Raw genomic sequence first — 14,735 nt, 5'->3', positions numbered from 1 at the left:
AGTTGGGTATTTCGCCGGTTAGTTCGTATTTCCCCGGTTAGTTGGTATTTCCAAAGTATCGATTGCGCAACTTTTCGACAGTGCCGTCTTCCATGCGCTTGAGCAGCTGCAACGTCACCGGCTGTGCGAGGTCGCTGCCGCTGGGAAACGCGAAGCCGTATTTGTCCGGATGGAACAGTCTGCCGACCACTTCCACGTCTTCCGCTGGTCTGGAATGTGCGTAGTATTCGAGGACCGGAGCATCGCCGACAATCGCGTCGATATCTCCGTCGTTCATCGCGGAGACGGCCGCATCCAGATCCGGGTAAGGCCGGGACTCGATCCCTGTTGCCGCGAGGAAGTCCTCGGAAGCGCTGCCCTTGAAAACGCCCACCGTCTTGCCGGGCAGGTCGGCTATGGAGTGTATTCCCCTCTCGACGGCAACCGTTGTCATCACGCTGGTGACCGAGGAGGTCACATAGGCGATTATACCGACGCCAACCAGCATCCATATCGCCTGCCATACACGGCCAATCCAGCCGAACAGGTTTTTGCGGCCACTCGTCTTGCCATTGGTCGCTATCGATATGACGTGATGAAAGCTTTCGGCGGCGCCTTCACGCCAGCGCCTTGGAAAGTCCGGATCGAATTTCCGGTCGAAGAGGGTGAATCCGATCGTCGCCGCAGCAATGACGGCCAGCAGCCAGCCATAGGCACGCAGATGACCCGCGTCCGAAAGACCGGACAGAACACGGTCAAATCCCGATGAACCTCCCTCGCTCGGCACCATGATGCGCAGGCCGGCGTCGTACCAGGGCTGGGTGAAGTCAATGATTTCGGCGCGGGCACGGGTAATGGTGAGGTTGGTGACCGCCGCGTCCACCTCGCCATTTCGCGTGGCATCCACGAGCTCGCGCAAGGTGGGATAAGCCACATAGCGGGTTCCGAGTTTCAGATCGCCCGCGACCGCTTCCCACAGGTCGGCCGCCATCCCATCATATCTGCTATTGTCGGCGATCACGAAGGGGGGACTGACATAGACGCCGACATTCACGAGGCGCGCATCCGGGAGTTGCGCTTGCGCCATGGCCGTTATCGACATGAACAGCGCAAGCAAGAATCCGCCGAACACCGGCACAAGACGCACAAGGCGCATGCGGGACATGGACGCAAAAGCGGGTTTCGTCCTGTACCCTGCCCGTTCCTGCCGTTGCTTCCGGTCGCCTTTCCTACGAACTTCGGGCAGGCTTTGCCATTGCCAACGCTCGGATAGATTCATGCCATAACCTGTCAGCTCATTGATTGAAGCCTTTGGCCCTCATGCAATCGCCAATCAGTTCCTTTTCATCGGTAGCCTGTTCGATGCCATCACTGATGCCTGCGGCGATCGCACTGCCGAAAGACTTGTAATGTTCGTGTTGGCCCTGACCAATTCCGATCGTCGCAGCCCTGGCCTCGTACTTGCATTGAGCCAGCGCCTGATCGGTTTCAGAGCGGGGTGAGTCATCCTTGACCCAGGGTTTGTTATTGCTCACGCATCCAACAAGGGAAAGCGATGCTGCGACGATTGCTGCGCAAACGAAAACGTTATTCATCATAGTCTGCCCCGAATGAATTTTGCTCTGGCTCATGCGGCTTACTAACCCGGGTCGTCGACAAGGCACCCTACCCCATGACAGCCAATATAGTTTCCATGGGTGTCGAAATTCGGCTCGCCCCGTTTGTCGAACTGGGGTCTGTCGTCGATAACCCCATCGGGATTATCGACCTTGCAACCGAGGCCATGGCAACCATTATAGCCACCATGATCCCGGTGGTTACTGGCGGAATGGTGATGGTGCTTGTGCTTGCCGCCTTCCGCCATCCCTTCGATCAGCGCTCCGACGACCGCGCCTGCAATCACGGCTCCGGTGTCATGTCCGCGATGATTATAGGCGCGCGCACCGGGATCGAAGCCATCGCCTCGCCCGTGATGATAGCCGCCGACATCGGCAAAGACACCGGAACAACCCTGGGCGACCCAAAGATACTTGCTCTTGGGATTATAGCCCCAGGTGCGGTTCAAGATGCAGGGACTGCCCGATATCTGGTGGATCAATTGCGGTCTGGAAAGCGGACCGGCATAGCACTCGTCATACTGGTAGTCTCTGGACCGACACTCAACGGTGGATTGCGCTTTCGCTTCCGACACCATGGTAAGTCCGGAAAAAGCGATAGCTGCCACGGCGATATACTGGATCATCATTGCCTGTTCCTTGTGATTTGATTGCTCGTCGTAACGCGACCAGCGCAAATTGGCGGCGCACCCCGGTGCGGATCAGTCTGCGGCCGGCACGGGGCAGCTCATATCCCCCTCCTGGCATTTCAGATAACCCTGAAAGTCCTTGATGCGGGATTGGGTCAGGCTGTCCCTGCACTGGGCGACGAGCATCGGCATCATGCTTCCCCCGGCCGCCCCTGCCGTCTGAAAATCGCACTCCGCATCGCGATATTTTCCCCAGGCCCGTTGTGTTTGAACGAGCAGTTTCCTGGTATCCGCGTCGTCGTTCAGACGGCCCTGGATCTTCTTGTAAAGAGCATTCAGCTTCGCGTCCGATTTCTTGAAAGAGGCATCGGCGCACTGGCTCATGGTTGCTTGATCCTCTGCCCTGGCACATTTGTCCTGAGCGAGCGATGGAGCCGCCATTGCCAATATTCCGGCAGTAACCAAACCCAACAGACGAAGCGAGTTCATTTGATCATATCCCTTCAGAAGGATGTTAAGTTTTGCGTTGAAACCATTGTTCTGGATGCCGGAACGGCGCTGACTCGTGCCAGGAGGCCATGGCGACCGACACTCGCGCGACGCGTTCAGTCGATGACGACCTGTGCGAAACACCGGGCCAGTTTATCCGGTGCCCCGAGCTTCCTTGCCCATTTGATCAGGTCTGGCCTGTCCGATTCATCTGCGAATCCGCCCCACACGTCTCGAAACTGTTTCTTGCTGTTCACGGTCTGGAAGAACATCATCCCGTCATCGGCAATGGGCGTCGAAACATAAGCCGCGCTCCAGTCGCCGCTTTCCAGGATGGCATTGAACTCCACCTTTGCCGGCTTGACCTTGTTACCGACCGCCGCCGCAACCAAAGGGGCATAGGCTTGCTTGCGCGCCTTCGTCAGATCGAGCCTTACGCCCGCGCAGTCATTGGTCGCGGCCAAAGCCGCCGGGAGCGTGGCCCCCAGCCACGCAAGCCCGACAGCGACCATCATGGCACGTCGCCGTGCACTACCACTGAATCCGAACACCCTCACCCCCGTTTACAGATTATTGCAGATGACCGTCCCCGCTTTTGTCGGCGGCGGCAAAGTCCTCCATGACATGATCCATCAGCTCCTTGCGGCTGACGCTGCCATCCTTGTTCTTATCGACCGCAGTAAACTGATCTGCGCTTAGAATGTCGGCCGTTTCCGACTTGCCAAGGGCACCGTTCTTGTCGGCGTCGAGCTTGTCGAACGCACCGGACATGAAAGTCTGATATTCCTGCCGGCTCACGCTTCCATTGTCATTCGTGTCCAGATGATCCTTGTGGCCCTCATGCATCGCCTGTTGTGCCGAGGCTGTTCCGACGCAGAAAAGGAAGAGGGAAACGGTTGTTGTGAATATGGATTTCATCGTTCTTGTCCCTTGCTTCACATCTCAACCGCACGCCAGGCGATTGCCGAGATAGCCACCACCACCGATGCCGACAGCCTCGGCCAGAACGCGACCGCCGCCACCGCCGATCGTGCTTCCGACGAGCCCGCCGACGATCGCACCGCCGACCGTGCCGGCAATGCAGCCGAATTCGGCATTGCGCGCCCGAACGTCCGGACTCGAACTTGACTGGCACCCAGCGATAAGCATCGCGATCGCCGAAACAGCCACAACCCGTGATTTGACCATGTGTCCCTCCTTCCGCACCCTGGGAAACCATCCCCGTGGGCGAGTTTCTCGTGGGTTTCCTTCAATTCAATTGAAAGAGAGCATAAAAACCGTCGAGGATCACCCGCACACGGCCTGTGCGCGGCTCAATAATGGCAAGAATGTGATAATTGGTGGTTTTTTGACAGTATTTAGGCCACAGTAAAACTTACATTAATGATATTCCTACACAAATCGTGATAGCCGAAAGCAGCTTCGGCGGAGAGAATATGTTGTAATCTGGGCACCGCAGTATCCTTCTCCAACCCTTCAGGTCAACGCATGTGAATTTCGTTCGCGCATTAATTGACCTTGAATGTAATTCTAACCCAAAATGTACATCTCGCACTTCCGGCTGTTTTCTGAATTCGGAACCATAGCAGAAATGCGTGAATTCAACTTTTGGAATCTTCCAGCTTTGATCTGAAATGAGCGATTCTCACCAAAGATGAAGGGTTTACAATGTTACAGGGTAGATCGGTAACTTGGGGGCCTCAGGTATTTCTCGGCGATGCTGCCATCAGTTGCACTTATACCGGTCCCAATGAAATCAATTACGTTCAGGCTGCCCACTCCATACTGATACATCTTACGCCGGACGCTGGATGGCAGCTTGCCGTGGACAGTGATCGAAAATCCAGCGGCATTGTCGCGCCGGGGGCAATCGACGTCGCGCCCGCCAACAGCCAGGTCTCGGGCAACTGGACTGGAAGGATGTATGGTCTGCGCATCGATATCGATCAGGCACGGCTCGAGCGGCTGGCCAGCGTAGAATTGGGCAGTGCAGAGTTCGAGTTGCAGCCGCCGGAATTCGGCTTTGTCGACAAGCACCTTCACACGCTCGCCCTGTGGACCCTGAAGGAGCTTAATGACGGGGATTCGTTCAGCACCGAGACTTTGGACGCGTTGGTTACCCTCTCCTATGTCCATGTGCTTCGCAATTATTCCTCATTGGCCGGGCGACCATCGCCGACTGGTGGATTGTCGCCCAAGGTTCTGCGCAAGGTGAAGGACTTCATCCATGCGAACAGGACGAGAAGCCTTACGATAGAAGAACTGGCATCCGTCGCGCTGCTGTCGCCCACGCACTTCCTGCGCGCATTCAGGCAATCGACCGGCCAATCGCCGCACCAGTTCGTATTGGCCGCCCGGCTCGCCCATGCGAGAGAACTCATCCTTACCGGCGACGCGCCGCTCAGCTCAATTGCAATGTCGGCCGGCTTCTCGAGCCATAGCCACATGACTGCCCAGATGAAACGCGCCTGGGGCATCACGCCTTCCGAGATGCGGCGGAAACGCTAGTTCCATTTCGATCCCTTGCATCGGATTCGGCCCGCCTGCAACCGGGCGGATCGGCGGCGCCCGATGGTACGCGCTGCTCAAATCCGCCAGCTGCCAAGTATCTCCTCGGTTTCCGCCGTTTCGACCTGCTGCGACAGGCGCTGGCCATAGAAGAGCTGCATGGCATCATGGGCGGGGTCGGAGGAGCTGCAGACCGCGTCGGTGACTATGACGACGCGGTAGCCGATGTCGATCGCACCCATGACGGTTGCGAGGACGCAGACATCCGTTTCGCCGCCCGATATGATCAGCGTGTTGATCCGGCTGTTCTTCAGGCTCGCGACCAGTTCGCCGGAAAACCACGGCGAATAGACATATTTGTCGATCATCTTCGCCGGCGGCGCATAGGCCGCAAGCTCGGGCACCACGTCCACCAGCTTGCGGTCGAGCCTTTCCAGCGTCATTTCGGGCCATTTCGAATAATAGCGCGACCAGGCGCCGCCGGCCTCCAATGGCTCGTTCGGGGGAATGAAACGGGTGAAGAAGGTCCTGGCCGGGGCATGGGAGACAAGAGCGCGGACATTGGGCATCACACGGTCGAACCAGGCCATCGCCCAGGGGCTGCCACCGCGAAACAGGCCTTGCATGTCCACGCACACATGTGCCGACTGCTCGCCGATGGGCCCGAACCGCAAACCTGTCGCCATTGATACCTCCGCCGCCTCAACGCCCTGCCATGGGTCGAGGTTCCGTAGCGGGCAGCGAGAACGAAAAAGGCCGGGCATCGCTGTCCGGCCTCGGTTGTTCAAGCGATCGGCTTAATGCGCGATCTGGGATGCCGCATCGTCCTCGACCGGGTTCGAAGTCGGCACATGGGCCGGCTCCGTCCATTCGATCGGCTCGGGCTGGCGCACCAGCGCATGCTTGATCACTTCATTGGCATGCTTGACCGGAATGATCTCCAGACCGTTTTTGACATTGTCCGGGATCTCCGCCAGATCCTTGGCGTTTTCCTCCGGGATCAGCACCGTCTTGATGCCGCCGCGCAAGGCAGCCAGCAGCTTTTCCTTCAACCCGCCGATCGGCAGAACCCTGCCGCGCAGGGTGATCTCGCCGGTCATGGCGATATCCTTGCGGACCGGAATGCCGGTGAGGATCGAGACGATCGCCGTTACCATGGCGATACCGGCGGAAGGACCATCCTTCGGCGTCGCACCTTCCGGCACGTGCACGTGGATATCGCGGCGATCGAACAAGGGCGGTTCCACGCCGAAATCGATGGCACGGGAGCGCACATAGGACGCCGCCGCCGAAATCGATTCCTTCATCACGTCGCGAAGATTGCCCGTCACCGTCATGCGGCCCTTGCCGGGCATCATCACGCCTTCGATCGTCAACAGCTCGCCGCCGACCTCGGTCCAGGCCAGGCCAGTGACCACGCCAACCTGATCCTCGCCATCGATCTGTCCGAAACGGAACTTCTCGACACCGAGATAATCATCGATATTGACTTCCGTGACCTTGACCGACTTCTTCTTGGTCTTGAGGATTTCGGTGACGGCCTTGCGGGCAAGCTTCATCAGCTCGCGCTCAAGGTTACGCACACCGGCCTCACGCGTATAGCTGCGGATGATCGCCCGCAACGCGCCCTCGGACACCGAGAATTCCTTCGGCTGCAAGGCATGATCGCGGATGGCCTTCGGCAGGAGATGGCGCTTGGCGATCTCGAGCTTCTCGTCTTCCGTGTAGCCTGCGATACGGATGATCTCCATGCGGTCCATCAGCGGACCGGGGATGTTCAGCGTATTCGCCGTCGTCACGAACATCACGTTCGACAGGTCGTATTCGACCTCGAGATAATGATCCATGAAGGTCGAGTTCTGTTCCGGATCGAGCACCTCGAGCAGCGCCGATGACGGATCGCCACGGAAATCCTGGCCCATCTTGTCGATCTCGTCGAGCAGGAAGAGCGGGTTGGACTTCTTCGCCTTCTTCATCGACTGGATGACCTTGCCGGGCATCGAACCGATATAGGTGCGGCGATGACCGCGAATCTCGGCCTCGTCCCGGACGCCGCCGAGCGACATGCGGACATATTCGCGCCCCGTCGCCTTGGCGATCGAACGCGCGAGCGAGGTCTTGCCGACGCCGGGAGGTCCGACGAGGCAGAGGATCGGGCCCTTGATCTTGGTCGAACGGGCCTGCACCGCGAGATATTCGACGATGCGGTCCTTGACCTTCTCAAGGCCATAATGTTCGGCATCCAGCACCTCGTCGGCGAGGTTCAGGTCATTCTTCACCTTGGAGCGCTTGCCCCACGGGATCGACAACAGCCAGTCGAGATAGTTGCGCACGACCGTTGCTTCGGCCGACATCGGGCTCATCTGCCGCAACTTCTTCAGTTCGGCATGGGCCTTCTCGCGCGCTTCCTTGGAAAGCTTCGTCTTCTTGATGCGCTCTTCCAGTTCGGCTGCCTCGTCGCGGCCGTCTTCGCCGTCGCCGAGTTCCTTCTGGATCGCCTTCATCTGCTCATTGAGGTAGTATTCGCGCTGGGTCTTCTCCATCTGGCGCTTGACGCGCGAGCGGATACGCTTTTCCACCTGGAGCACGGAAATCTCCGACTCCATGAAGGACATCGCCTTCTCCAGCCGCGCGCGGACGGAGAGAATGGACAGCATGTCCTGCTTTTCCGGTATCTTGATCGCCAGATGCGAGGCGACCGTATCGGCAAGCTTCGAATAATCGTCGATCTGCCCGGCGGCGCCAACCACCTCGGGGGAAATCTTCTTGTTCAGCTTCACATAGTTTTCGAAGTCGGCGACCACCGAGCGCGCAAGGGCCTCGATCTCCACCGGATCTTCCTCCGGCTCGACCAGGGTCGTCGCATTGGCTTCGTGATAGTCGCTGCGCTCGCTGAAACCGGTGATCTCGGCACGCGCAATGCCCTCGACCAGAACCTTTACGGTTCCATCCGGCAGCTTCAGCAGCTGCAGGACATTGGCAATCGTGCCAACGGTGTAGATTGCATCGGCCTGGGGATCGTCATCGGCAGCATTCTTCTGCGTCGCGAGCAGGATCTGCTTGTCGACGCCCATCACTTCCTCAAGCGCGCGGATGGACTTCTCGCGGCCGACGAAGAGCGGAACGATCATGTGTGGGAAGACAACGATATCGCGCAACGGCAGAACGGCATAAAGCCCGGTCTCGCCACCCGCTGGTGTCTTCTTGCTTGGAACCGTCATTTCATGTCCTTTCTCAGGCCATCTGGCCAGATCGCCACCTCGGGTACCCTTTTGCCGGTTTCCAGGACCTGCTTATTGCTAAGTCCGGCTCACGAAACCGCGCCTTGAGCGGCGTACCACCGATTGTTTGGCTTAACACTTACTTGGAGTGACGACCCTCCGGTTTCAAGTCGCCGCGTCCCAAGCACATTCACAGAATCGTAATTATCCTGCGCCCACCGCGCCGCTAACGCAATATTGCCGCTTGCAGTGCACAGGAAAACTGAGGGCTGAAAACGAAAAAGCTCCGCACGATGCGGAGCCCTTCCGGCAGATGGCGCGATTTCCGTTGCTTCAGGCGGAAACATTGCCTTTTTCTTCCTTGCGTTCGGCGTAGATGTAGAGCGGACGGGAGTTCCCCTCCACCACATCTCCCGAAATGACGACCTCCTGCACTCCGTCGAGAGTGGGCAGTTCGTACATCGTGTCGAGGAGAATCTTCTCCATGATCGAGCGAAGTCCGCGAGCACCCGTCTTGCGGGCGATGGCCTTGCGGGCGATCGCCTTCAACGCATCCTCATGGAACGTCAGCTCGACGTTCTCCATGTCGAACAGCCGCTGGTACTGCTTGACGAGCGCGTTCTTCGGTTCGGACAGGATCTGGACCAGGGCGACCTCGTCGAGATCTTCCAAAGTCGCGATCACCGGCAGACGGCCGACGAATTCCGGGATGAGGCCGAATTTCAGCAGGTCCTCCGGCTCGAGCTCGCGGAAGATGGCGCCGACGCGGCGGTCATCCGGAGCCTTGACGGCGGCGCTGAAACCGATCGAGGTTTTCTCGCCCCTTGCCGAGATGATCTTGTCCAGACCGGCAAAGGCACCGCCGCAGATGAACAGGATGTTGGTGGTATCCACCTGCAGGAATTCCTGCTGCGGATGCTTGCGTCCACCCTGGGGCGGAACCGAGGCCACCGTGCCTTCCATGATCTTCAGAAGCGCCTGCTGGACACCCTCGCCCGAAACGTCCCGGGTGATCGAAGGATTGTCCGACTTGCGGCTGATCTTGTCGACCTCGTCGATGTAGACAATGCCGCGCTGGGCACGCTCGACATTGTAGTCCGCCGACTGGAGCAGCTTCAATATGATGTTCTCGACATCCTCGCCCACATAGCCGGCCTCCGTAAGGGTCGTCGCGTCCGCCATGGTGAACGGCACGTCGATGATCCGCGCCAGCGACTGGGCCAGATAGGTCTTGCCGCAACCGGTCGGGCCAACCAGAAGGATGTTGGATTTCGCCAGTTCGACTTCATTGTTTTTCGATGCGTGCGCCAACCGCTTGTAATGGTTGTGCACCGCGACGGAGAGAACACGCTTGGCATGGTTCTGGCCGATGACGTAATCATCGAGAACAGCCATGATTTCCTGCGGCGTCGGGACGCCTTCACGGGATTTTACCAGGGAGGATTTGTTTTCCTCGCGGATAATGTCCATGCACAATTCGACGCATTCATCGCAGATGAAAACCGTCGGGCCCGCGATCAGTTTGCGGACTTCATGCTGGCTCTTCCCGCAAAACGAGCAATAAAGCGTATTCTTGGAATCGCCGCCGCCGTTGCTGACTTTGCTCATTTGCAGTTTCCTTTCAGTACCGGCCCTTCTCTCCTGGGCCGCCACTTCCAAATGGGGAAGTGATTCGTAGTTCTGGTACGATAGCTGTGACTAACTCACCAATAACTTAACGTAACGACTGCTGGCTTCTATGCAAGCCGCATCTGTGGCAGAAAATCCGCAACCGGGTCAAAAAAAGTTCATTTTCGACCCGGGCGGGTCATTTTAGCCGGGTTACTTGGCGTCACCTTCCACGATCGCGCGGGATTCGAGCAGCTTGTCGACCAGGCCGAACTCGACTGATTCCTCTGCGGTCATGAAATGATCGCGATCCAGCGTCCTCTCGATCGTGTCATAGTCACGACCGGTATGCTTGACGTAGATCTCGTTCAGGCGGCGCTTCATCTTGATGATATCCTGGGCGTGACGCTCGATATCGGAGGCCTGGCCCTGGAAACCGCCCGAGGGCTGGTGCAGCATGATGCGCGCATTCGGCAGGACGAAACGCATGTCCTTTTCGCCGGCCGTCAGCAGGAGCGAGCCCATGGAGGCGGCCTGGCCGAAGCAGAGCGTGGAGACTGCGGGCCGGATGAACTGCATCGTATCGTAGATCGCCATGCCGGAGGTCACGACGCCGCCTGGCGAATTGATGTAGAGGTTGATTTCCTTCTTCGGGTTTTCCGATTCAAGGAACAGCAGCTGCGCGCAGATAAGCGACGACATGCCGTCCTCAATCGGGCCGGTAATGAAGATAATGCGTTCTTTCAGCAGGCGCGAGAAAATATCATAGGCCCGCTCGCCCCGGTTGGTCTGCTCGACGACCATAGGCACGAGGTTCATAGCTGTTTCGATTGGATCTCTCATCGGTGGGCCTCAGCTTTTAGGGAATGCAAGGCGGAAGCTGCCTCGGATTCGTGGATCAACATTCCCTACATAGGGCGTCGATACCCGTCTTCGCAAGATGTTCCCTCGCCATTGCGCATATCAGGGTGAATCGCGCCGATCGCTAATCCGCCTCGGCGCGCAGCCAGCGCTTCAGGCCCTCGAAATCGCCATTGCCGACCGTCCGCGCCGGCGATCTGTTGTGCGGTCTTCGATATCTCGCGCATCCCCAGGTTTTTACGACCCTGGCTTTGGCCACCCCGGTCTGGGACCACTATCGTTCTTCACCCTTCACGAAGCCGTGAACTTTAACTTGACTCTTTTTATCATGTTAATCTATACATGCGATTACTGACGCTACGGCAAACGTTAATTCGAAATTTGAAATAATATTTGCGCTGTGCAGCGTGTATTCACGCCTATTGACAGTGATTTTAGAAATGTTCCAAGAAAATATCTCGACAGATGACAACCCTATATTGTCAGCGATGCTGGAGAACAAGCGCAGGCTCATCACCATAGCTGAGCGTGTGCTGCAATCGAAAATACAGGCGGAAGATATATTTCATGACGCCGTGGTGAAGGCATGCGGCATGAGAACCGGCTGCATCCATTGTCCGATGGGATATGCCTGCCGGATGATCCACAATCTGGCGCTTGACGAGGTGCGCAAACGCCAGTCGGAGCGGCGCAAGCTGGTGCCGCTGGATGATATCGATACGATCCCCGCTGCGGGCGTCGATGCGCTGGACTGCATGATCGGGGCAGAGGCGCTGGAACGGGTGCTGTCCTGTCTCGACGATCTGCCGCGGCGTACGCATGATGCCTTCCTGCGCCATCGCGTCGAAGGCGTGCCGCAGAAGGAGATCGCCGCCGAACTCGGGGTCTCGACGACACTCGTCAATTTCATGATCCGGGACGCGCATCGTCACTGCCGGGCCCGGTTCAATTCTGCCTGAGCGTCTTGCCCGAGCGCAGGAGCAAAAAAGCGAATATCGGCCCGCCCAGCAGCGTCGCGGTCAGCCCCGTCGGCAGTTGCCACGGGAAATATATGGTGCGACCGATGAAATCCGCCACTGCCATCAGCAGCGCCCCGAACAGCGCCGAGCCCCATATGTGCCGGACGCCACGCACCAGCCCCGCCTTCTGCGCCAGATGCGGCGCCATCAGGCCGACAAAGCTCAATGGCCCGACGGCCAGCGTTGCGATCGCCGTCGAAAGCGCGGCGAAGCCGAGCGTCAGGGCCCTGAACAGGCGGACATTCACGCCGCGGGAGCGCGCTGCGCCCTCACCGAGGCCGTAAAGCTGTAACGGCCGTGTGAATAACAGCGCCAGGCTTAGCGCGACGGCTGCGCAGACTGTGGAAATGACCGCCGTTTCGCCGCTTGTCGCGTAGGTCGATCCGACCATCCAGTTCAGGAGCGAGGCAGCGCGAGGATCGCCGCTGGCGAGGATGACCGAGAACAGCGCCGTGAGAAACGCCCCCAGCGAGACGCCGATGATGAGGAACTGGTTGCTCGACTGCGCCTTGCGCAGGCTCATCGCCAGCAGCAATGCGAGGACGATGGCGGCCCCGAGAAAGCCTCCGAACAATCGCTGGCCGTAATCCGGCGCCGAAACCAGAAACAGCGTGCCGAGCAGGCCCATGGCGGTGCCGGCGCTGACGCCAAGCACTTCGGGACTGGCCATCGGATTGCCCGTCAGGCGCTGCAGGAGGCTGCCCGCAACCGCCAGCAGAACACCGGCGGAAATTGCCGCGAGAAGCCGCGGCCAGCGCCATTGAAGGAGGCTTTCCAGCGTCGCGCCCGTCTGCAGGGTCCATGATGCGTCGATGTCCCGCCCGACCATGATCGCCACGACGCAGGCTGCCAGCACCAGCGCCACAAGGACGGCGAGGATCAGGCCCGGCCTGCGGCTGGGCGCCTGGCCCTGCTGTGCCGCGGGCGTGCCCTGGACCATCGACTTGCCGCGGAGCATCACCAGCATCAGGATCGGCACGCCCGCCAGGGCGGTGACCGCGCCCGTGGGCAAGGAGACGCCGCCAAGCGATAGTTGCAATTGCAACAATTGGTCGATCAGCAGCAGCAGGCCCGCGCCGATGAGCGGCGCCAATGCCAGCCGGTGGCGGATATGGCGGGCGCCCGTTGCCCGCGCGATCACGGGGGCAGCGAGGCCGAGGAAGCCGATTATGCCGACCGAACTGACGGTGAAGGCCGTCAGTGTCACTGCCACGAAGATCACTGATGCACGGATGAGCGGCAGCTTCATGCCGAGGCTGCGGGCAGTTTCGCCAAGCGTGAGCAGGCTCAATTGCCGTGCCAGGAAATAGGCGCAAAGGCTTGCAATCATTATCTTCGGCGCCAATCGTCCGACCTCGCGCCAATCATTCTGGTTGAGCGAGCCGCCGCCCCAGATGAACAGGCCGGTGAGATAGTGATCCTTCATCTGCGCCAGCACCATGACCATGGCGCTGCAATAGAGCCCGAGCACGAGGCCGACGAGGATCACCGCCACGGGATTGAACTGAAATCGCCAGGCGACCGAAAAGACGACGAGCATGGCTGCGAAGCCGCCAAAGGCCGTCACCAGATCCCGGTTCCAGCCAAGCAGCGCCGGAAACCAGACCAGCATGATGGCGAGCGCCAGTTGCGCCCCGGCCTCTATCCCGATCGTCGATGGCGAAGCCAATGGATTGTGCAGCACATGCTGCAGCAAAGTGCCCGACAGGCCAAGCGCGAAGCCGCAGACGACCGACATGGCAAGGCGCGGCAGCAATCCGTAATAGAGGAGCACCGCCCGGCTGTCGCTGATGTCCGGCGGGGTGAACGCCGCATCCACGCCGAGCGAAGCGAGGAGCGGCCCGATATTGAACGCCGCCACCCATGCGGCAAGCATCCAGATGGCCCCGGTGAAGGCGAGGCTGCGCCAAGGTCCGGCCATGTTGCTCAAGCCTCCGCCAGGAGGCGCGCAAAGCGCGAATAGGAGGGCAAGGTGCCAAACATCAGGACACTCGCTATCCGCTGCGCATTGCCGCTGCGCACGAAGGGCATCGCCTGCCAGAGCGGGCTTTCCGGCAGGGTGGCGAGAACATCCGGAGGAACGGGATCCATATAGAACACCCTGCTGTCGCCGAGCGTCATCAGTTCGCTCAGGCCGGCATCGCTGAAGCCCCATTCATTGGTCGGCATCGTCCAGCCATTCCTGAGGTCGAGCTGGTCGAACACGTCCTGAAAAATTCCACCGGGCCCATAGACGCGCAGATTGCGGGCATCGAGAAAACTCACCACGGTGACGCCGCGATCCCTGAGATGACCGGCCTGCTCCCGCGCGCGGGCGAGTTCTGCCTCCGTCCGGCCGATCAGAGCCTCCGCTGCGGCCTTCCGCCCAAGAATATCGCCCAATTGCCTCGTCGCCTCGACGATATGCGGCATGGGCGATGAACCGATGGCATGAATGGGATAGGATTGCACCGGCGCGATCGTTTCCAGCTGCGGACGCACCCATTCGAGATAAGGCGTCGAAATGATGAGATCGGGCTTCAGGAGTTGCAGCATTTCCATGTTGAGCTCCTGGTTGGAACCCACATTGGCAATGCCCGCAGGAAGAATGGGCTCCATAACCCAATCCGGCCAGCTCGCCGGATCGATGAGGCCTGCCGGTACCGCACCGAGTTCCAGCAGCGTCTGGGCAAGGCCGTAATCGAGCGAAACGATGCGCATCGGCGCAGCCCGGGCCACCGACGGAATACCCGCCAGCAGCGCCATGCCTCCGGCCAGCACCTCACGACGGCGTAGCTTCCCGCTCGATATGCTGTCCACGGCCAA

The 14,735-nt window shown here is 59.3% G+C and carries 15 protein-coding genes; 2 read left to right on the top strand and 13 right to left on the bottom strand.

From position 1 onward, the window contains the following. Positions 1-37 precede the first annotated feature (37 nt). The 7 genes from OSJ75_RS16420 to OSJ75_RS16390 all read right to left on the bottom strand — a co-directional run bounded on the left by OSJ75_RS16420 (position 38) and on the right by OSJ75_RS16390 (position 3,862). On the bottom strand, positions 38-1,135 hold the full coding sequence (locus OSJ75_RS16420; protein ID WP_267228771.1) for a transporter substrate-binding domain-containing protein: 1,098 nt from the start codon (positions 1,133-1,135) through the stop codon (positions 38-40). 139 nt (positions 1,136-1,274) lie between these two features. Continuing rightward, positions 1,275-1,610, bottom strand: a complete 336-nt coding sequence (locus OSJ75_RS16415) for a hypothetical protein (protein ID WP_267228770.1) — start codon at positions 1,608-1,610, stop codon at positions 1,275-1,277. A gap of 8 nt (positions 1,611-1,618) precedes the next feature. Next, the gene (locus tag OSJ75_RS16410) at positions 1,619-2,224 is read right to left on the bottom strand and encodes a DUF3011 domain-containing protein (protein ID WP_267228769.1); all 606 of its coding nucleotides are present in this window, start codon (positions 2,222-2,224) and stop codon (positions 1,619-1,621) included. Between the two features lie 72 nt (positions 2,225-2,296). Beyond that, entirely contained in the window at positions 2,297-2,713 is a 417-nt protein-coding gene (locus tag OSJ75_RS16405) for a lysozyme inhibitor LprI family protein (protein WP_267228768.1), read from the bottom strand. A gap of 116 nt (positions 2,714-2,829) precedes the next feature. Next, positions 2,830-3,228, bottom strand: coding sequence for a hypothetical protein (locus OSJ75_RS16400; RefSeq protein WP_250018054.1), 399 nt, complete (start codon positions 3,226-3,228; stop codon positions 2,830-2,832). Between the two features lie 55 nt (positions 3,229-3,283). Further along, entirely contained in the window at positions 3,284-3,631 is a 348-nt protein-coding gene (locus OSJ75_RS16395) for an EF-hand domain-containing protein (protein ID WP_267228767.1), read from the bottom strand. A gap of 24 nt (positions 3,632-3,655) precedes the next feature. Next, on the bottom strand, positions 3,656-3,862 hold the full coding sequence (locus tag OSJ75_RS16390; RefSeq protein ID WP_371929629.1) for a hypothetical protein: 207 nt from the start codon (positions 3,860-3,862) through the stop codon (positions 3,656-3,658). Positions 3,863-4,537: 675 nt separating this feature from the next. Here OSJ75_RS16390 and OSJ75_RS16385 point away from each other — a divergent pair. After that, positions 4,538-5,221, top strand: coding sequence for a helix-turn-helix domain-containing protein (locus OSJ75_RS16385; RefSeq protein WP_267228766.1), 684 nt, complete (start codon positions 4,538-4,540; stop codon positions 5,219-5,221). Between the two features lie 77 nt (positions 5,222-5,298). On the opposite strand, the gene OSJ75_RS16380 is transcribed toward OSJ75_RS16385, so the two are convergent. From OSJ75_RS16380 to OSJ75_RS16365, 4 genes are all read right to left on the bottom strand, one after another. Then, entirely contained in the window at positions 5,299-5,907 is a 609-nt protein-coding gene (locus OSJ75_RS16380) for a cysteine hydrolase family protein (RefSeq protein WP_267228765.1), read from the bottom strand. A 111-nt stretch (positions 5,908-6,018) separates the two neighbouring features. After that, a complete protein-coding gene (gene lon, locus OSJ75_RS16375) occupies positions 6,019-8,442 on the bottom strand; it encodes an endopeptidase La (RefSeq protein ID WP_267228764.1) in 2,424 nt (807 codons plus the stop codon). Positions 8,443-8,775: 333 nt separating this feature from the next. Continuing rightward, entirely contained in the window at positions 8,776-10,050 is a 1,275-nt protein-coding gene (gene clpX, locus OSJ75_RS16370; protein WP_250018069.1) for an ATP-dependent Clp protease ATP-binding subunit ClpX, read from the bottom strand. 213 nt (positions 10,051-10,263) lie between these two features. Further along, positions 10,264-10,893: an ATP-dependent Clp protease proteolytic subunit gene (locus tag OSJ75_RS16365; protein WP_250018071.1), complete on the bottom strand. Its 630-nt coding sequence runs from the start codon at positions 10,891-10,893 to the stop codon at positions 10,264-10,266. A gap of 458 nt (positions 10,894-11,351) precedes the next feature. On the opposite strand from OSJ75_RS16365, the gene OSJ75_RS16360 reads away from it, so the two are divergent. Next, complete coding sequence (locus OSJ75_RS16360; RefSeq protein WP_267228763.1) at positions 11,352-11,870, top strand: sigma-70 family RNA polymerase sigma factor; 519 nt, start codon at positions 11,352-11,354, stop codon at positions 11,868-11,870. Here the strand turns inward: OSJ75_RS16360 and fhuB are convergent. Continuing rightward, positions 11,857-13,851, bottom strand: a complete 1,995-nt coding sequence (fhuB, locus tag OSJ75_RS16355; protein WP_267228762.1) for a Fe(3+)-hydroxamate ABC transporter permease FhuB — start codon at positions 13,849-13,851, stop codon at positions 11,857-11,859. The genes OSJ75_RS16360 and fhuB overlap by 14 nt on opposite strands. A gap of 5 nt (positions 13,852-13,856) precedes the next feature. Then, positions 13,857-14,729: an ABC transporter substrate-binding protein gene (locus OSJ75_RS16350; protein ID WP_267228761.1), complete on the bottom strand. Its 873-nt coding sequence runs from the start codon at positions 14,727-14,729 to the stop codon at positions 13,857-13,859. Between the last annotated feature and the right edge of the window lie 6 nt (positions 14,730-14,735).

The sequence above is a fragment of the Phyllobacterium sp. 0TCS1.6A genome (assembly GCF_026420825.1).
In the GTDB taxonomy this organism is placed as follows: domain Bacteria; phylum Pseudomonadota; class Alphaproteobacteria; order Rhizobiales; family Rhizobiaceae; genus Phyllobacterium.
This window is presented reverse-complemented; position numbering and strand designations above follow the sequence as displayed.